This is a genomic window from Psychrobacter sp. TB55-MNA-CIBAN-0194, assembly GCF_040309505.1.
Classification (GTDB): Bacteria; Pseudomonadota; Gammaproteobacteria; order Pseudomonadales; family Moraxellaceae; genus Psychrobacter; species Psychrobacter fozii.
Map to the genome: position 1 here is coordinate 110,898 of NZ_JBEOOW010000005.1, position 19,798 is coordinate 130,695.

Here is a 19,798-nt window from a genome sequence, read left to right on the forward strand (position 1 = left end):
ATTTCTCCTATTTTTAACTGACACATATTTGAACTATTTCGGACTTTGTTATGACCTCTCCTACATTACAGCATAGCCAACCTGCGGCGATTGATATTCCTAGCAAGCCACAGCGTATCAAGCTCACTCAAGATATTGATTTTTTTGCGCTATTTAAACGCATCGAAAGCACTTTTGATACCTGCTATTTACTCGAATCTTTAGGCGAAGACAGCCATATCTCACGTCATCATGCCATTGGTTTTGATCCAGTTATGACCATCGCAGCATTAGACTGCACTACCCTTGCGATTACTGATAACAAAACTACCCAAACCAGCCACTACCAAACTGAAAACCCATATCAGTTACTACGTCAGATTACCCCTCAGCATGTCATCGCTCGCGATCAAAGCGGTGGTCTGGTCGGCTATTTAGGCTATGACAGTGTGAATTTCTTTGAGCCCAGCCTAAATGCCAAGTCTAGCGACGACTTTGAACCATTTAAGTTTGGTGTGTATTTAGATGGCTTGACGCTCGATAAAATGACTGGTGAAATTTTCTACTTCTACTACCCAACCGCGCAGCAAGAAAATCGTATCGAACAGATCAAAGCCTTATTTGATATCGACATTCCAAGCTATGAGAAGCCTACGGTTGAGTTTTTGGGCGATGGTATGAGCCAAGAGGAACATGCCAAAGTAGTAATGAAGGTCAAAGAAGATATTGTCTCTGGGCGTATCTTTCAGTGTGAAGTAGGGTTCAAGTCTAAGTATCGTATCGCGGGCGATAAGATGCCAATTTATGAAAAACTGCGCGCCGTCAATCCTTCACCGCACATGTACTTTATGAAGTTTGCTCAGCAGTGCATCATCGGCGCCTCACCTGAACTGCTATTTCGCTTACGTCAAGGTGAGATGGAAACTTATCCACTCGCAGGTACAGCCAAACGCGGCGTCGATGTGATAGAAGACCGTAAGCTCGCCCGCGCATTGCTCAACGATGACAAAGAAATTGCCGAACACAATATGCTAGTCGATTTACATCGTAATGATATTGGCCGTGTGGCACGATTTGGCACCGTAAAAGTCCGTAGCTTGATGGATATCAAACGCTTCTCACACGTGCAGCATATCTCCTCTGAAATCGTCGGCATCTTACATCCCAATGAAGACATGTTTAGCGCGCTTGCCAGCAACTTCCCCGCCGGCACATTGTCTGGCGCACCAAAAGTTGAAGCCATCAAAGTCATCAATGAGCTAGAGCCCGATGGTCGCGGTGCTTATGGTGGTGCGCTTGGGTCATTCAATTTCAATGGTGATTGTATCTTTGCTATTCCTATTCGCAGCCTCTTTATCAGTGGCGAATCTGCATATGCACAAACCTGTGGCGGCAACGTTTACGACTCCAATCCTGCCGATGAATACTTGGAAATTCAGCGCAAGCTGTCTGCGATGAAAGTGGTATTAGACAGCTTTATGTAGCTGTCATTTGTACCAACCACAATTCGTAAATTGACCACTTTTTACCTAGCTATATTTTTACAAAAGAGTTTATGACCCATGAATGTTTTAATTATCGATAACTACGACTCGTTTACTTTCAATCTTTACCAATATATTGGTGAGATTTTGCAAACCATGGATGGTGATGAAGAAGCAAACGTCATCGTTAAACGCAACAATGAAATTACGCTGGCTGACGTGCAAGCGATGAATCTTGATCGCATCATTATCTCACCAGGCCCTGGTGCACCTGACGACCCCGCCTACTTCGGTATTTGTGCTGAAGTCATCGAAGTGATGGGCAAAACGACGCCGCTATTGGGTGTTTGCTTAGGCATGCAAGGCATCGCTCATGTGTTTGGTGGCGATGTGATACGTGCCAATGTACCGATGCATGGCAAAGTGTCATCAATTAGCCATGATGGTTCAGGTGTCTATCAAGGCCTGCCGCAAGAGATCGAAATCATGCGCTATCACTCATTAATGGTGAAAGCAGATACGTTACCAGATTGCTTAACCATCACCGCTGTAGTGACTAACGATGCCCATGTTGAGCATAGCTTGGCGGAGTCGGCGTTAGCAGGTGATGAAATTATGGGTCTTCAGCATAAAGACTATCCGATTCAAGGCGTACAGTTTCATCCGGAGTCTTTTGCTACTGAAGGTGCCAAGCGCTTGCTCAGTAACTTTTTGATGCAGGTATAAACCGGTCATATTAGGGTGATTATATTTATATCGATAACATTTCTAAGCGACCCCATAATATTTTCGTGATAGACTAAAATAACGAACAAACAAAAGACAGCCCTCAATCGGGTTGTCTTTTCTTATTTCAGTATTGTATTGCGTCAGACCATTCACAAAATTTGAGCAGTGAAGAAAGCGAGTTCAAACGCTACTTTTGGTAGGCTAAACGAGTTGGCACAGCTGACTGTATTTTTTGAGTTTGGTATATCGTCAGCACGCAATATCGATATAAGAAAACCTTATTAGCCATACGTTGGTATGGTTAACGAAGTTGCTACCCTAGCAGTTTTATAGTGATTAGATTGTAGTTACCCAAGAGGCTTGGACAGCCTATAACTTGTAAATCTTGCGACACTCAAATAAAAAAGAGAACGATATGGCGAACATGGATACAGCAGTGCCATCACCAAAATCATGGATAGGCATCATTCAAATTATCACGGCAGCTATTTGCTGGGGAACACTGGGTATATTTTCTACCTACCTTAATCAAATCGGCTTTAGTGGCTGGCAAGTGACCATACTACGGATTGTCACGGCCGCTTTTATTATATTGGCCATGCTCCCAAAATTATGGCCTGATCTGATTAAGCTGCGCCCAAAACACTGGTTAGGACTGGCACTTCAGTCACTAATAGGTGTGCTTAGCATGTCCATCTGCTATTTTTTTGCCGTCAGCTATGTTGGCGCAGGTCCTGCTGTCGCGCTGCTGTACACTGCACCAGTTTTCAGCTTATTATTTTCAGCCTTTTTGCTCAATGAGTCTATCACTCGCCAATCAGCTTTATTGGCACTCATGGCGGTATTTGGTGTCGGCTTGACGATGCTAGGCGAGCAAGCACAAGTCAACTGGGGTATTTTATTGGGCTTGTCAGCAGGCGTGTGCTACTCCTTATATGGCGTACTCGGCAAGCGTGCTATGCATTATGCTCACCCTGCTCCATTGGTATTTTTCACGTCCATCATCATCAGTGCAGGTGTGCTGCTGCTATTACCAGAGACTTATAATACTTATGAGCAACTATTTAGTCTGCCTCTGCTGACTTGGGGTTATGTCTTAGGGCTGTCTTTACTAGGAACCGTGGTGCCTTTTGGGTTGTACATGAAAGCGTTAGAGAAGCTCCCTGCCAGTCGCGCTTCAGTGTTTACGATTTTTGAGCCTCTGACAGCCATTGCCCTTGCCATACTATTACTACATCAATCACTATCTTTGATTCAGTATGTGGGTGTGGTGCTTATTTTACTAGCAGCTTTGTTTAATGCTGTGCTAAATGGTACTGCCACTCGTGTACCACGTTGGTTAAGGTTAAAAAAACGAAAAAAAGTTTAAACGCTCTGTGTAATTATTTAACATCGCCTGCTATCTACGCTTATAAAAAAAGCCCCAACCATGACATCATGATTGGGGCTTTTTTCGCTTGGAACGTCAGTCAATTGTCATAACGCTATGACTTTTCGATACGCTGTAAAAATGCCTGCGTACGAGGATGCACTGACAATTCAAACATCTGCTCAGGGCTGCCTTCTTCGACCACATGACCGTCTTCAATTAATACCACATGATCTGCAACATCACGAGCAAAATTGATTTCGTGTGTCACGACAACCATCGTCCAACCTTCAGAGGCAAGTTGCTTCATGGTACCTAAGACATCTTGAACCAATTCTGGATCAAGCGCAGAGGTCGGCTCATCGAACAATAGCAATGACGGCTCGATAGCGAGCGCACGAGCAATACCAATGCGCTGCTGCTGACCACCAGATAGCTGAAACGGATACAGATCCGCTTTGTCTGATAGACCAACTTTCTCCAGTAGCGCCAATGCCTGCGTACGAGCTTGTGCTTTGGTCTGACCCTGTACTACTGTAGGCCCAAGCATTAGGTTCTCAATAGCGGTCTTATGTGGAAACAAGTTATAAGACTGAAATACCATGCCAGACTTACGCTGTAGTGCTAGCAACGTTTTCTTTTTAGGCTTAGTAGCAAAGTCTACTGTCAAACTACCATCATCAAAAGCAATGACACCTTGATCAGGAATTTCTAGCGCATTGAGACAACGCAAAAACGTCGTCTTACCTGACCCTGATGGCCCTAATATCACCACCACTTTACCTTTATTGATAGTCAAGTCGATGCCTTTGAGCACCTGATTGCCACCAAAGGCTTTATGAATATTAGTGACTTTGATCATAAAAATTCCTGTTGTACTGGTCTCTATTTGCGACTATTTATTCTTAAATACTTGTTCTAAAGCGCTTGTATGACTAATGGCTATCTAGCTAATGGCTGTGTAGCTAAGAATTATTCAACTATCACTTATTTTGCCACGTAACGATCTAGCCTAGTTTCAAGCTTGCCTTGAATAAAGGTCAAGAACAGACAAATACCCCAATAAATAATCGCCGCCTCAGTATAAACCAGCATAAACTCATAGTTACGTGCTGTGATAATCTGAGCTTGTTTAAATAGCTCAGTCACCAATACAAGTGAGGCCAAAGAGGTGTCTTTTACCAAACTAATAAAAGTATTGGATAACGGTGGTACTGACACCCGAAGCGCTTGCGGCAAAATGACATGGCGGAAGGTCTGTAGATACGTCAAGCCAACCGTCGAGCCTGCTTCCCACTGCCCTTTTGGAATCGACAAAATAGAAGCACGCACCGTCTCCGATGCATAAGCGCCAATATTGAGCGAAAAGGCAATAATCGCTGAAGGAAAGGGATCGAGCTTTATACCAATACTTGGCAAACCATAGAAAATAATAAATAGCTGCACAAGCATCGGTGTACCGCGAATCGCCGACACATACACGCGCGCAAGCCGATAGATTACCTCATGGAACCAACTGGCACGCGGTACGATACGAATCAATGCTACTGTCAACGCAATGGCCATACCAATCGCAAATGAGATCAATGCTAGCGGTATCGAGTAATAGATACCACCTTTGAGCATCGGCCAAAATGATGAGATGACAATCTGCGCTCGATCAGGACTCATGAATGGCAATACTGCCAATAAGTCCGCGAACCATGATGCTGACATTACAGAAGCTGGCATGATAAAACCTGACATTATTTTTGTTGACTTATATCAGCACCAAAGAACTCTTCGCTAAGCTTGGTGAGCGTACCATCAGCGGTCAATTCTGCCATCGCGTCATTTAGTTTTGCTACGACTGCATCATCACCTTTAATCAACACCAAACCTGAACCACGCATCTCGCTAGCAGGAGCCGTCAGTTTAATCTCAAGATCTGCATCTGGGAATTTTTTGAGATAGTCCAATACAGCCAAGTTGTCATTCATCGTAAAGTCAGCACGGTCTTGCTTAACCAATTGAATTGCTTGCGCCATACCATCGACAGGAACGATTTCTGCCTCATAACGTTCTGCTAGCTCACCATAGTTACTGCTGAGTGATTGTGCGGTACGCAAACCCTTTAAGTTATCCCATGAGGTATAACGAGTTTCGTTAGTCGGTGCCAATACTACTGCACCTGACCAGCTATAAGGACTGGCTTTGTCATACTTAGCAAGACGTTCAGGCGTGGTCAAACTGACTTGGTTGGCCACCATATCGAAACGTCCTGAATCCAAACCTGCCAACATCGCGTCCCATTGGGTTTCTTTGAATTCAACGTCTACGCCTAGTTTATCCGCAACGGCACGTGTCACTTCGACATCATAACCTGTCAGTTTGCCACTCTCATCATGATACGTGAACGGAGGATAAGTGCCCTCTGTACCGACGTTGATGGTGCCGCCATTATTGATACGCTGTAGCAAATCAGATCCACCAGTCGCAGCGCTGTCAGTCGCAGTAGTATCGGCATCATTAGTAGTAGACTGACCACAAGCGGCAAGGAACATAGTGCTAGCGGCAAGGGCTAAAAGAGTACGACGTTTCATAAGACGTCCTTATAAGAGTGAATGAATAAAGTGAAAACACATACAACCAATAAATAGGGAAAAGCCGATATAAGAGACCAGTACAATGACTGCCCTGCAATATTCGGCTTTGGCTGCTCGATTTGAGGTTATTTCGCCTATTTTTCAATACTGTTTCTGGTTTATTTTTGAATTTTTAACGACTGTTCAATTATTATAGCGCATTCAGTCAATGAAAATTGCTGCTCATTAAATAGCAGCTTACAAACATAGTATCTCAATTTAGACATAAAAAACGTACAAAATCCGTGAGCATGCGAAAGGTAACACCTATAAATCACCTGAAAACTGGTAGCGATCGCCAGCATGCCACATTTTGACAAAGGTGACGACCTGACCAGCCGAATAGGTTTGGCGACACAATACAAGCGTTGGTGACTGTGGTAAGACTTGTAGAAAGTTAGCAATCTCATCAGGTGCGGCCAGCGCTCGGATGGTATAACTACCACGCTCCAGTGGGCTTTTAGCGATTAGATAATCACTGGTATTGACCACACTAAAATCTTGCTCAATGAACGCTGGTACTTTGTTCGCATCCACCCAACGCTCTTCAAACTGTATCGGCTGACCATCCGCAAAGTGAATGATTTTTACTTCATATAGAACGGATGCTTCGCTACTACCATCCTTGCCAAGACCGCCATCAACCTTATTAATACCAAAATCACGCCGTAGTTCATCATCGAGCATGTCGGCCGTAATAGCACGCTTACTCACAACCTCTGCTCGATAGTCGCGATTGGCTGACTTCAAGTCCTGTGCGATATTGCGCACTTCAACAAACGTATGGTTGAACTGCTGCTGCGCGACAAACGTCCCTGACCCTTGCCGACGCTCTAATACCCGCTCCTCGCTCAACTCTTTTAAGGCGCGATTCACCGTCATCCGTGACACACCAAACTCTTCAGCCAGTGCCATTTCTGTCGAAATCGCGTTACCTGCTTGCCATTTACCAGAGTGAATATTGTCTAATATGGCATTTTTTATACGTTGATACGCCGGAATCGTCTTTGTCATGTCCGTTTTTAACCGTCAATTTTTCTAATAAAAGTAGCCACATAATATCACGAGACCGCCATGCAAGCCTTAGTCAATATGTCTAAGCGTTTAGTCTTGATCGAGTTAATAACAAAAATAATGCGGCTATCCATAAAAAATCCTTGCATGAAAAAATAAACTTTGATAATTTGTATATACAACTTTACGGCAGTATCGATAATCTAGCCAGTTTAGCAAGCAGTTGAGTGCACTCTTAGACTGATTGTAAACCACCCACTTTAATTGCCCAATCGACTTAAAAGATTTCACAAGGATTTGACCATGACTACTGATAACAATAGCAACAAACCTACTCGACGCGATGAGAGCCGTAATATCTCTGCGCCTACTGGCTCTACGCTACATTGCAAAAGCTGGCTGACCGAAGCCCCTTATCGCATGCTGCAAAACAACCTGCATCCTGATGTGGCGGAAAACCCAAAAAGCCTAGTCGTCTATGGTGGTATCGGACGCGCAGCACGCAACTGGGAAAGCTACGATCAAATCCTAGAGTCGCTAAAAGAATTAGAAGATGATGAGACGTTATTGGTGCAATCTGGTAAACCAGTAGGCGTGTTTCAAACGCATGAAAATGCACCGCGCGTCTTGATTGCCAATTCCAACCTAGTACCGCGCTGGGCAACGTGGGGGCACTTCAACGAGTTAGATCGCAAAGACTTAATGATGTATGGCCAAATGACCGCCGGTAGCTGGATTTATATCGGTACGCAAGGCATCGTCCAAGGTACTTACGAGACTTTTGTAGAAGCAGGTCGTCAGCATTATGACGGTAGCTGGGCAGGCCGTTGGATTCTGACCGCTGGTCTTGGCGGTATGGGCGGTGCGCAGCCACTAGCCGCGACCTTTGCAGGGGCAACTTCACTAAACATCGAGTGTCAGCAGTCTAGTATCGATTTCCGCTTGCGTACGGGTTATGTCGACAAGCAAGCAGATAACCTCGACCATGCTTACGAGTTAATCAAACAACATACCGATGCGGGTGAAGCCATCTCTATCGCCCTACTTGGCAATGCCGCAGATATCCTGCCTGAGATGGTCAAGCGTGCTAATGCTGGTGGCATGAAGCCTGATTTGGTCACCGATCAAACCTCGGCGCATGATTTGATTAATGGCTATCTACCAAGCGGCTGGACAGTAGAAGAATGGAAAGCTGCACAAGAAGATTCAGAGCAACATGCAGCACTCACCAAAGCAGCTGCTAAATCTTGTGCTATACACGTACAAGCAATTTTGGATCTGCAATCGATGGACATTCCAGCGACCGATTACGGTAATAACATCCGTCAGGTCGCCTTTGATGAAGGCGTTAAAGATGCCTTTAACTTCCCAGGTTTTGTCCCTGCTTATATTCGTCCACTGTTTTGCCAAGGTAAAGGCCCATTCCGCTGGGTAGCACTGTCAGGTGATCCAGAAGATATCTATAAAACTGATCAAAAAATTAAAGAGCTATTCCCTGAAAACAAACATATTCATCGCTGGTTAGATATGGCAAAAGAGCGCATTCAATTCCAAGGCTTGCCTGCTCGTATCTGCTGGCTAGGTCTTGGTGAGCGTGACAAAGCAGGCTTGGCGTTTAATGAAATGGTCAAAAACGGCGAGCTAAAAGGCCCTATCGTTATTGGTCGCGACCATTTAGATACAGGCTCTGTTGCCAGTCCAAACCGCGAAACAGAAAGTATGAAAGATGGCTCAGACGCCGTATCTGATTGGGCATTATTGAACGGTATGCTTAACGTGGCAGGCGGTGCGACCTGGGTATCACTACATCATGGCGGCGGTGTGGGCATGGGCTACTCACAGCACTCAGGTATGGTCATCGTCGCAGACGGTACGGACGCTGCAGCCAAACGCTTGTCACGAGTACTGGTCAATGACTGCGGCTCAGGCGTTATGCGCCATGCCGATGCAGGTTATGAACTAGCGATTAAAACAGCGAAAGATTATGGTCTAAATCTGCCAATGATCAAATAGTTTGCCCCTTGTCCTTATACGCTGTAACTGGGTATAAGGATATTTTCGGCGTTTTATCAAGGAGGATAATATGATTGAGCAAAATACAACATCTGATCTGCACGATGAAAATCCAACGACATCATCAAAAAAACTGCTATCAACCCCTATTGCTTTAATACAGCTTATCGTATTCAGTGCCATCGGTTTGGTGATGTTTTTCGTACCATTTACCATTGGTGAAAAAAGCACGATTTTGTTCGATCATGGCGCGACCTATCTAGTGACTCAGCAGCATACCTTGTCCGTGACATTACTGTTTCTACTCATGCTCTATGGAGTGAGTAAACCATTTATCGATGGCTCATGGCGTAAAAATATAACCCATATGATTATGACTGCTTTTAAAATCATGGGTCTTATATTGGCAGTGATGTATGTGGCTGACGTAGCGCCTGCCTTTATGATGGAAAAGGACATGCTGCCGTTTTTGTTTGAAAAATTGGCCTTACCAGTCGGTATGATTGTACCGATTGGGGCGTTAATATTGGCATTCTTGGTTGGTTTTGGCTTACTAGAAATGGTTGGTGTGCTCATGCAGCCGATTATGAAACCTATTTGGAAAACCCCAGGTTCATCAGCGATTGATGCTGTGGCTTCCTTTGTCGGTAGCTACTCCATTGGCTTACTCATCACCAATCGTGTGTATTTACAAAAGCAATATTCAGCGCGTGAAGCCATTATCATTGCGACTGGGTTTTCAACCGTGTCAGCGGCATTCATGGTGATTGTTGCCAAAACACTTGGTCTGATGGAGTTTTGGAATGTGTTCTTTTGGTCTACGCTAGTAATTACCTTTATTGTCACTGCGATTACCGCTCGTATTCCGCCTATCAGTCTCTTTGATGATAGCGTTGAACGTCCAGCTTTAGACCATAAACGTGGTACACGGCTAGCAGCTGCGTTTGATTTAGGCTTATCCACTTCGCGCCGTGCCACTGACCTCAAACAAATCTTATGGTCTAACTTTCGTGACGGTCTAACGATGGCCGCCGCTATCGTGCCGTCTATCATCGCTGTCGGCTTAACAGGATTGCTATTAGCAAAATATACGCCCGTGTTCGATGCGTTGGGCTTGCTTCTTTATCCCTTTACATGGCTTGGCGGCCTACCGGAACCGCTCGTCGCTGCCAAAGGAATGTCAGCGGGATTGGCTGAGATGTTCTTGCCAGCATTACTACTGAGTGAGGCAGACATATTGACACGCTATGTGGCAGGGGTCATTTCCATTAGCAGTGTGCTGTTCTTCTCAGCCATGATTCCGTGTGTGCTTGCGACCGAGATTCCTGTCTCTGTTGGCAAAATGGTCATCATTTGGTTCGAGCGCGTGATACTCAGTATTTTATTGGCTGCGGCATTCGGACAACTGGCCATGTACTTCAACTGGATTGGCTAAAAAATTCAAACCCGATAATAGCTATTGCGTTGATTAAAAAACACTTCAACCATTTAATTTTAATAAAGACACGAAACAAAAATAATATCACCCATATGGCTTACAACCCTAGGATTACCCCTATGAACGACATCAAACAACTAACCCTACACCCTCGCCAGCTTAGCTTTAAGATACTACGTGATATCTATGAGCAGCCTCTCATATTGACATTACCAGAGAGCGCTTATAAGGCAATAGATGCCTCGCATGAAGATGTACGAACCATCATTGCACGCGACAAAAGCGCTTATGGTATTAATACTGGTTTTGGCCTATTGGCAAAGACGCGTATCAGTGACGACCAACTTGAGCTACTTCAGCGCAACTTGATCGTTTCTCATTCGGTAGGCACTGGTGAAGCTCTTCCTGCAGGCGTAGTACGACTGATTATGGTGATGAAAGTCGCCAGTTTGGCGCAAGGTGTCTCTGGTGTGCGCCGCGAGGTGGTTGATAGTTTACTTGGCTTAATCAACAATCAAATCACGCCAAATATTCCAGCCAAAGGGTCGGTCGGCGCATCTGGTGACCTAGCCCCTTTGTCACACATGACACTTGCGATGATGGGCGAAGGAGATGTGTTTGTTGCGGGTAAAAAAGTGCCTGCCGCTGATGCCCTAGCCCAGCATGGACTTGAGCCTATTACTCTTGCAGCCAAAGAAGGCCTTGCACTTATCAACGGTACGCAGGTATCAACCGCGCTAGCTTTACGGGGTTATTTCTTAGCGCGTGATTTACTTGAGACTGCGACCATCGTTGGCTCGATGTCGATTGATGCTGCCAAAGGCTCCGATTCACCGTTTGATGCGCGTATTCACGAAGTACGTGGCCATCATGGTCAAATCGAAATCGCCAAAGCACACCGTCAATTAATCAAAGGCAGTGCTATTCGTGCCTCACATGACGGCGAGCAAGACGATAGAGTGCAAGATCCTTACTGCTTACGCTGTCAGCCGCAAGTCATGGGAGCCTGTCTCGATATCATCAACCAAGCAGGTAAAACGCTATTGATCGAATCTAATGCGGTAACTGACAACCCACTTATCTTTAATAACGAAGATGGCCCTGTCGCCATATCAGGTGGTAACTTCCATGCTGAGCCAGTCGCTTTTGCCGCTGATATTTTAGCCTTGGCAATCGCAGAGATTGGCTCTATGTCTGAGCGCCGTGTGGCCTTGCTGATCGATGCAACGCTATCAGGTGGTCTGCCGCCATTCCTAGTGGATAATGCTGGGGTAAACTCAGGATTTATGATTGCGCATGTAACCGCCGCAGCACTAGCCTCAGAAAATAAATCTATCGCCCATCCTGGTAGTGTCGATAGCATTCCGACCTCGGCTAACCAAGAAGACCATGTGTCTATGGCAACCTATTGCGCTCGCCGTCTTTATGAGATGGCGCAAAACACCGCGACCATCATCGGCATTGAGCTATTGGCTGCTGGTCAAGGTATCGATTTCCATCGTGGACTAGACACCTCAGAGCCGTTGACTGTGGCGCATCGAAAACTACGTGAGAAAGTGACTTTCTATGATAAAGATCGCTACCTCGCCCCTGATATTGAAGCAGCTAAGCAGTTGGTATTAAACGGCACGCTTTCTGAACATTGGCAGTCACTACGCAGCGATTGGTATGAGTCTAAATAAATATTAATGGGCGGAGAACAGCGATGACAATAGCGAGAACAACAGCAACGACTACCACACCCATTAGCCATACACCTGCTGATATGACCCAATGGACAGGACGTGCAGAGCCATTTGAGACTGCGCGTGCCCGCTATTGGTATCAGCTTGCTCAGCCTTACGAGGATCAAAATATTGGGCTAATTGGCTTTGCATGTGATCAAGGCGTCAGACGCAATCAGGGTCGCGTAGGTGCCAGAGCTGCCCCGCCATTGATTCGTCGAGCTTTTGCTACGCTGCCAGTCATCGCTGATTTACAACAACGTTTTGATGGTCAATTATCAACCTTATTGGGTGATGCTGGCGACATTCATTGTGATGATAATGATGGCTTTGCCGAGAGCGCCCTTGAGCAAGCTCAGATCAAGTATGCTGAAGAAGTCAGCACTATCGTCAAACAAGGTGGACTACCCATCGGGCTTGGCGGTGGTCATGCCATTGCTTATGGTAGCTTTTTAGGATTATGGCAGGCCTTAGAAAAGGCAAACGATACAACTATCAGCACAAACACAGCACCTACTATCGGGATTATTAATTTTGATGCTCATCTTGATATTCGTCAGTCTGACGTAGCAACCTCTGGTACACCTTTTCGCCAAATTGCTGAGCATCTTGATGCACATGGTCAGCCTTTTCATTACTGCTGTATCGGTGTCAGTCGATTCTCGAATACCGCGGCGCTTTTTGATCGTGCCGAGCAATTGGGCGTACAGGTCATTAGTGATGAAGACTGTCATTATCAGCCTTGGGATACACTTGCTGAGCGGGTCAAAAGCTTTGTAGATCAGGTCGATATAGTGTATCTGACCATCGATATGGACTGCTTACCTGCCAGTGTCGTTCCAGGTGTGAGCGCACCTGCCGCTTACGGTATTGAGCTGGGTTTCGTTGAGCGTATGGTCAAAACCATCATGGCATCAGGCAAAGTAAAAATGGCAGACATTGCTGAGATCAATCCTACCTTTGATATTGACAGTCGTAGCTGTAAAGTCGCTGCTCGCTTACTGGCCACTATTGTAGAGCAGCACTTACTTAGCGCTTAGATCTTGCCAACAAAGATCATCGACTTCACAAAAATCAGGAGCATATTATGAATGAATCAAAGAACTCCGTATTGAAAAACCCTACAGAACAGACGCTAGACGAGTCTACTATGACATCATTTGATCATATTATTATCAATGCCAATCTTGCGACTTTTTCAGCGCAGCATGGTTTTAATGTCAATAAAGGTGATGCTACAAATGAGCACGCTGATAGCATCCCATACGGTCAGCTACTTCACGCGGCTATCGGTATTAAAAACGGTAAAATTGCTTGGGTTGGCACACACGATCAAATCACTGCTCATTTGCCTAAATATCCAGACCATCAAATCACAGATGTGGATAGAAAATGGATAACCCCAGGGCTTATTGACTGTCATACGCATATCGTCTATGGCGGCAACCGTAGCAATGAGTTCGAAGCGCGTTTGCAAGGCGCTAGCTATCAAGACATTGCAGCACAAGGCGGCGGTATTGTCGCGACGGTCAGTGCTACCCGCGCCGCCAGTATTGAATCGCTATTTGCACAAAGTGAAAAGCGCTTACTCGCGCTTATGAAAGAAGGCGTCACCAGTATCGAAATCAAGTCTGGTTATGGCTTGGAGTTAGACACGGAGCGCAAAATGCTCACGGTCGCTCGTCAGTTAGGAGACAAATACGACATTCATGTGAGCACAACTTACCTAGCGGCGCACGCCCTACCTACTGAGTACAAAGACCGTGCGGACGACTATATTGAGCAAGTTTGCGAGTGGCTGCCAATTCTGTATGCAGAAGGTTTAGTCGATGCGGTCGACGGTTTCTGTGAAAACATCGCCTTTAGCACAGAACAAATCAGACGAGTGTTTGAAGTAGCTCGCTCATTGGATCTACCAGTCAAACTGCACTCTGAGCAGCTGTCTGATATAGGCGGTAGTTCCTTAGTTGCTGAATATAAAGGGCTATCGAGCGACCATCTAGAGCACTTGTCAGAAGAAGACATCAAAAAAATGGCGGCTAGCAATACCGTTGCCGTGATATTGCCAGGGGCATTTTATACGCTACGTGACACTAAGTTGCCGCCGATTGAGGCTTTGCGCAAACACCAAGTTCCTATGGCTATTTCAACCGACTGTAATCCTGGCACTTCACCGTTAACGTCGCTGTTGTTGACCATGAACATGGGCTGTACGTTGTTTTACCTGACGCCCGAAGAAGTACTAGCAGGCGCGACCGTCCATGCAGCTCAAGCTTTAGGACTACCGAATAAAGGTAAAATAGAAGTGGGCTGTGATGCTGATTTGGCACTATGGGATATCGCCCGTCCTGCTGACTTGGCCTATCAGATGGGGTTAAATCCTATCCAATGCATCATGGTTCAAGGTAAATGGCGCGAGACAATATAATCAACCTACCTTGTAATCAACCTACCTTTATTTATCGCCATCAAAAAAGCAACTAGCTGATATGTTCAGCTAATGGCTTTGGTTTGGTCTGTTTGAACGTTGCTATTACAGTTACTATTAACGTTGTTATTAACATTGCTACTAGCGCTTATATTTGTTGGCAAACGTCTCACCTGTATTAGCGTCGATGTTAATACCGACGACCTCATCACCTTTTAATAAATCCACTTTGTAATATAAAGGATGATCACTGTAATCACGGTCTGCTTCAAACTCAACTTCTAATGTCATACCGCCTATTTTCTTCTCAGCGATCCCTATCGCACTCATGACATTTACTTTCACACGGCGCTGTACGTTGTAATCGTTAATATCATCACGACCTAACCGTTCAGTATCAGTGCTGACAACTTCCCCCGTAATAGCATCAACGATCACTTCATAGCTATCGCTAGCCGTGCTAAATTCTATTTCGTATACACCGTTTTCTGTATCATCGTCGTCCTCATCATAATCAGCGCTGATGAGCATACCTGATGCATTTTTGGTTGCGATAGTGATCGCTTGCTTTAAGCCAACCTTGTTACCTTTTGCTGCTTTTACTTCGGTAGATAGATTTGTTTGAGCGGCTATGGCAGTCGTGCTCATGACACCTGCGGTTAATGCGACTGCTAGGCCTGCACCTAAAGTGGTCAACTGCATCTTTTTAGACAGCTTTCCCATGATATTATCTCCTTCACTGATGACTTACTTTTTTAGCCAAGCGCTTACTCTTCATTATCAATAAACGTTGGCTTCGTTATTCGTAGGTACATGTTAGCGAGGTTTTCTACTCACTGTAGGATGAAAAAGTATCAAAGTGTAATTACTTTGTTTGGACACTCAATCTAAATACATCACCTATAGAAACGTTCATTTTCGAGTAGCCATTGCTATTATTTCGATAAAAAAATACTGCGTTTGTCTCAAGAGGACAAACACAGTATTGGTTATTGCAATGATTAGATGAGGCTATGAGTTATATAGTAGCGCCTTAGTTTAAAATACCAAAAGCGACCAACGCATCAGCCACACGTTTGAAACCAACCATATTGGCACCAGCCATATAATCGACATAACCATTGTCAGTTTGACCATATTGTTCTGAAGCGTTCGCAGCACTGTCGTGGATATCTTTCATAATACCTTTTAGACGCTCATCGACTTGCTCAAAGGTTTGATATTGACGGACAGAGTTTTGCGACATTTCAAGCGCAGATACTGCTACCCCGCCAGCATTAGCAGCTTTACCAGGTGCATAATGGACACGGTGCAAACGGATATGATCAATCGCTTCAGCAGTGAGCGGCATATTAGCGCCTTCAACCACGTACTTCACACCATTTTCGACGAACAGTTTGGCATCAGCTTCATTGACTTCGTTTTGAGTGGCGCATGGAATCGCAATATCAGCCTTAAACTGCCATGGTTTTTGTTTAGCAAGCCACTCTCCACCATAGACTTCAACATACTCTGCCAATGGTTTATTATGCTGTTTTTGCTTTTTGAGCCAATCAATTTTTTCTTGATTAAGGCCATTTTTATCATGCAAAGTCCCTTGTGAATCAGAGACCGTTATTGCCATACCACCAAGTGCATTCACTTTTTCGGCAGCATGTAATGAGACATTACCTGCCCCTGATATCAGCACCTTTTTACCTTTGAGCGTGTCATTTTGGGCGAGAAGCATATTTTCTAAGAAATAAACTGCACCATAGCCAGTCGCTTCTGTACGCATCAAGCTACCACCGAAGCCCACGCCTTTACCAGTGATAACACCTGTTGATTCACGTGTTAAATTCTTATACATCGCAAACATGTAGCTGACTTCTCGACCACCAACGCCGATGTCACCGGCAGGCACATCCATGTCTTTGCTCACATAATGATGTAGCTCACGCATGAAAGCGTAGCAAAAACGGCGAATCTCACTGTCCGTTTTACCTTTAGGATCAAAATCTGACCCGCCTTTACCGCCACCAATCGGCAAGCCAGTTAGGGCATTTTTAAAAATCTGTTCAAAGCCTAAGAACTTTAATACGGACTGATTAACTGTAGGATGGAATCTAAGACCCCCTTTATAAGGGCCTAAAGCATTACAGAACTGCACACGCCAGCCACGATTGACTTGCACGTCGCCTTTATCATCTTCCCAGTTGACACGAAAACCAAATACCCGATCAGGCTCCACCAAACGCTCAAATACTTTCAATGCACTATATTCAGGATGAGCATCATATAAAGGTTTAATCGTAATCGCCACCTCTTTTACTGCTTGAATAAACTCTGGCTGATGCGCATAACGTGCTTCGATTTTTTCGATGGCCTGACTGATACTCATACATCTCTTCCTTAGGATAAAACTGGGGATCATATTTACTTACGTCAATGTCGCTTGATATCACAACGGATAATGAGATTGCGAACGTTGATGTAAAACTGAAATCGTCCCTACAACACGTTAGCGTTTGTAGAGACAGATGGGATTAAAAAAGCTGACTGAATTCATATATCTATAGAGAATAGATAAGTGTCGACATTTTTCACCTTATAACTATATACCATCTTTAAGACTTATAAGTCTAGTAAATATCTCTATCATAGAAACATATAATCAATTTTTGTTAGCTAAATCTAAGCTGCACTGTTTAGCAGAATTTTTAGACATCGATTAATAGCTATACAGATAGTATTTCTGATCAAAAAAATATAAATAATTAGGCCAACTCGTTCATTATTTCCTTACTAGAAGTAATGGATTTCTGTCAAATTCCTTTAAAAACCAAGGATCAAAGGCAAATATTCGATGATAAACGGCAAAAAATTCCAAAAATGTCGTTTTTTATTGAGCAAATGTATATCAATATCATTAGTAAGGAGTTAGAATACCTTTCTTAAAGCAAGGATATAGTTAACCAGTTTTTTTACTTAAACAATCCACCACTGATCATAGAGAAAGCGATATGCGTACAGACTCATTTCAACAGATATTGGAAGACTTAAACAGCTCATCAGCAGATGTTGAAGCATCTGCCCTAATCTCTAACGATGGTCTGATGATTGCTTCAGCTCTACCAACTGGCGTCGATGAAGATCGTGTGGGTGCTATGTCAGCAGCATTATTATCGTTGGGTGATCGTGCAGGTCGTGAGTTGGCGCGTGGTAGTATCGATCGTATTATGATTCAGGGCGAAAAAGGCTACGTTATTATGACGTCATCGGGAGATGAGGCAGTGCTCACTATTATGGCAAAACCCAATGCCAAGCTTGGTTTGATATTTTTAGATATCAAACGTGCCTCAGAAGCCCTTGCAAAGCTCATTTGATTGGCGACTGCTTATCGAATTTATTAGCTTTTTTATTACTATAAACATAGTCGGTTCAATATAATTTGGATGCAAGGAAGTCGAGTGAAAGTACTACAAGTAGTAGACTAAGCAAGGCTGACACCGTATCCAATTTATGCAGGATTGACTACATAACGACCAATGAAGGAGATGACCATGGGTTCTCCAATCCCTGATGCACACAAGCCTGATATGCCTGCCGAACAGATTACCCTGACTTACCATGATGGCACGTCACGTACTGTCTATGACACGGGTATCGAACGTCCTTATCCAGATGGCAAATTGATTGTATCGCGTACCGATTTGGATGGCATACTGACACACGTCAACGATGCTTTTGTTGAGATTAGCGGTTACCATGTCGATGAATTGATTGGCCAACAGCATTATATTTTGCGCCATCCTGACATGCCAAAAGCGGCTTATAAAGACCTGTGGGACACTGCTGAGTCTGGAAAAAAATGGCATGGCTACGTCAAAAACTTATGCAAAGATGGTAGTCATTATTGGGTCTATGCAACCGTCGTACCTAACGTTCGTCACGGCGAAACTGTAGGCTATACATCCGTACGACGCAAGCCATCACGCAGCAAAATCGAAGCGGCAATGGTGCAATATGCCCAAATGAAACAAAATGAGGAAGGCTAAATCATGACGACACACAATATGTTAATCGCCCCAGATTTTTCGCCTGAGCGTTTTGCAGGCTGGCACATGTTTAATACGTTGATTCAAAAACGTGCCAACTTAAATATGCACTTAAACATCCCTGCATCACATGCTGAGCAAGAGCAAGTCATCAATGCTGGTGACATTCAGGTCATTTACGCCAACCCTTTTGATGCCGCAACCCTAATCCGTGAGCAAGGCTACCGAGCCGTCGCTCGTCCTATCGGCAAGTCTGATGAGATGGTCATTGCGGCAGCAGCCAATAGCGATATCACTCGTTTAGAAGACATTCATGCTGGTGCGACTGTCGCCATGGCAGACAACCGAGATGTCAAACTGATTGGCTTGCGTTTGCTAGAAGCCGTTGATATCGAAGAATCTGATCTGACATGGGATGTCACTGAAACCTATCAGGCAGCTGCCCGTAAAGTCATTAAGGGTGAGGCCCAAGCCGCGTTCTTTTTGGCAGAGATTTTTCATAGCTTTTCGCGGTTGACCAAGACCCAGCTCTCCGTACTTATCGAAAGTGACTTGGCTGACATCAGCCACGTGCTACTTATCAAAGACGGATTCCCTGATGCACAAATCTTTATAGAAGCCATTCTCAATCTGCATAACGATGATGATGGTCAAGAAGCCTTGGCCGAACTTGGTATGCCTCAAGGGTTTGAAGCGATGAATGAAGAAGATGCCGAATTTATGATAGATTTGATGCAGACATTGCTAGACTAATAGTTGGGCTAATTACTGGGCTACATACGCAATAGAAAACAGGTAAGAGCACTACAAGTAAGAGCACTATAAACAGTAGACTGAACGGGCCTGACAATCTATCTGGTTTATATGGAATTGACTGTAGTGAATTCAAATAATTTCGATATAAGGAAACCGAGTGTAAGTGATACTTTAGTATGCTTAGCGAGGATGACAATGTAGCG

17 protein-coding genes are annotated in these 19,798 nt (G+C 44.5%); 11 read left to right on the forward strand and 6 right to left on the reverse strand.

Annotated elements, in window-relative coordinates:
* Positions 1–50 precede the first annotated feature (50 nt).
* The 3 genes from AAEY75_RS07595 to AAEY75_RS07605 all read left to right on the forward strand — a co-directional run bounded on the left by AAEY75_RS07595 (position 51) and on the right by AAEY75_RS07605 (position 3,561).
* The gene (locus AAEY75_RS07595) at positions 51–1,463 is read left to right on the forward strand and encodes an anthranilate synthase component I family protein (RefSeq protein WP_197101743.1); all 1,413 of its coding nucleotides are present in this window, start codon (positions 51–53) and stop codon (positions 1,461–1,463) included.
* A 78-nt stretch (positions 1,464–1,541) separates the two neighbouring features.
* A complete protein-coding gene (locus AAEY75_RS07600) occupies positions 1,542–2,189 on the forward strand; it encodes an anthranilate synthase component II (protein ID WP_197101741.1) in 648 nt (215 codons plus the stop codon).
* 418 nt (positions 2,190–2,607) lie between these two features.
* Positions 2,608–3,561 (forward strand): DMT family transporter, encoded by a 954-nt coding sequence (locus tag AAEY75_RS07605; RefSeq protein ID WP_352259272.1) that lies wholly within the window; start codon positions 2,608–2,610, stop codon positions 3,559–3,561.
* A gap of 115 nt (positions 3,562–3,676) precedes the next feature.
* Here AAEY75_RS07605 and AAEY75_RS07610 read toward each other — a convergent pair whose 3' ends face one another.
* The 4 genes from AAEY75_RS07610 to hutC all read right to left on the reverse strand — a co-directional run bounded on the left by AAEY75_RS07610 (position 3,677) and on the right by hutC (position 7,199).
* The gene (locus tag AAEY75_RS07610) at positions 3,677–4,423 is read right to left on the reverse strand and encodes an amino acid ABC transporter ATP-binding protein (protein ID WP_110923194.1); all 747 of its coding nucleotides are present in this window, start codon (positions 4,421–4,423) and stop codon (positions 3,677–3,679) included.
* 125 nt (positions 4,424–4,548) lie between these two features.
* Positions 4,549–5,292, reverse strand: coding sequence for an amino acid ABC transporter permease (locus AAEY75_RS07615; protein WP_110923335.1), 744 nt, complete (start codon positions 5,290–5,292; stop codon positions 4,549–4,551).
* Positions 5,293–5,306: 14 nt separating this feature from the next.
* Complete coding sequence (locus tag AAEY75_RS07620) at positions 5,307–6,143, reverse strand: amino acid ABC transporter substrate-binding protein (protein ID WP_352259273.1); 837 nt, start codon at positions 6,141–6,143, stop codon at positions 5,307–5,309.
* A 309-nt stretch (positions 6,144–6,452) separates the two neighbouring features.
* Positions 6,453–7,199, reverse strand: a complete 747-nt coding sequence (gene hutC / locus AAEY75_RS07625) for a histidine utilization transcriptional repressor HutC (RefSeq protein ID WP_197101737.1) — start codon at positions 7,197–7,199, stop codon at positions 6,453–6,455.
* A gap of 303 nt (positions 7,200–7,502) precedes the next feature.
* Here hutC and hutU point away from each other — a divergent pair, with 303 nt between their 5' ends.
* From hutU to hutI, 5 genes are all read left to right on the forward strand, one after another.
* Positions 7,503–9,212, forward strand: coding sequence for a urocanate hydratase (gene hutU / locus AAEY75_RS07630; protein WP_352259274.1), 1,710 nt, complete (start codon positions 7,503–7,505; stop codon positions 9,210–9,212).
* 70 nt (positions 9,213–9,282) lie between these two features.
* The gene (locus AAEY75_RS07635; RefSeq protein WP_352259275.1) at positions 9,283–10,647 is read left to right on the forward strand and encodes a YjiH family protein; all 1,365 of its coding nucleotides are present in this window, start codon (positions 9,283–9,285) and stop codon (positions 10,645–10,647) included.
* Positions 10,648–10,769: 122 nt separating this feature from the next.
* The gene (gene hutH / locus AAEY75_RS07640) at positions 10,770–12,332 is read left to right on the forward strand and encodes a histidine ammonia-lyase (RefSeq protein ID WP_197101731.1); all 1,563 of its coding nucleotides are present in this window, start codon (positions 10,770–10,772) and stop codon (positions 12,330–12,332) included.
* A 23-nt stretch (positions 12,333–12,355) separates the two neighbouring features.
* The gene (gene hutG / locus AAEY75_RS07645; protein WP_197101729.1) at positions 12,356–13,414 is read left to right on the forward strand and encodes a formimidoylglutamase; all 1,059 of its coding nucleotides are present in this window, start codon (positions 12,356–12,358) and stop codon (positions 13,412–13,414) included.
* A 110-nt stretch (positions 13,415–13,524) separates the two neighbouring features.
* Positions 13,525–14,802 carry an imidazolonepropionase gene (hutI, locus tag AAEY75_RS07650; RefSeq protein WP_413787062.1) on the forward strand — a complete coding sequence of 426 codons (1,278 nt, stop codon included), beginning with the start codon at positions 13,525–13,527 and terminating at the stop codon, positions 14,800–14,802.
* Positions 14,803–14,943: 141 nt separating this feature from the next.
* Here hutI and AAEY75_RS07655 read toward each other — a convergent pair whose 3' ends face one another.
* Entirely contained in the window at positions 14,944–15,525 is a 582-nt protein-coding gene (locus AAEY75_RS07655; RefSeq protein WP_197101725.1) for a PepSY domain-containing protein, read from the reverse strand.
* 310 nt (positions 15,526–15,835) lie between these two features.
* Positions 15,836–17,182 carry an NADP-specific glutamate dehydrogenase gene (gene gdhA / locus AAEY75_RS07660; protein WP_352259276.1) on the reverse strand — a complete coding sequence of 449 codons (1,347 nt, stop codon included), beginning with the start codon at positions 17,180–17,182 and terminating at the stop codon, positions 15,836–15,838.
* A 622-nt stretch (positions 17,183–17,804) separates the two neighbouring features.
* Here gdhA and AAEY75_RS07665 point away from each other — a divergent pair.
* The 3 genes from AAEY75_RS07665 to AAEY75_RS07675 all read left to right on the forward strand — a co-directional run bounded on the left by AAEY75_RS07665 (position 17,805) and on the right by AAEY75_RS07675 (position 19,592).
* Positions 17,805–18,167 (forward strand): roadblock/LC7 domain-containing protein, encoded by a 363-nt coding sequence (locus AAEY75_RS07665; protein ID WP_010201036.1) that lies wholly within the window; start codon positions 17,805–17,807, stop codon positions 18,165–18,167.
* Positions 18,168–18,344: 177 nt separating this feature from the next.
* Positions 18,345–18,839, forward strand: coding sequence for a PAS domain-containing protein (locus AAEY75_RS07670; RefSeq protein WP_197101721.1), 495 nt, complete (start codon positions 18,345–18,347; stop codon positions 18,837–18,839).
* Positions 18,840–18,842: 3 nt separating this feature from the next.
* Positions 18,843–19,592: a PhnD/SsuA/transferrin family substrate-binding protein gene (locus AAEY75_RS07675; protein ID WP_197101719.1), complete on the forward strand. Its 750-nt coding sequence runs from the start codon at positions 18,843–18,845 to the stop codon at positions 19,590–19,592.
* Positions 19,593–19,798: the final 206 nt, after the last annotated feature.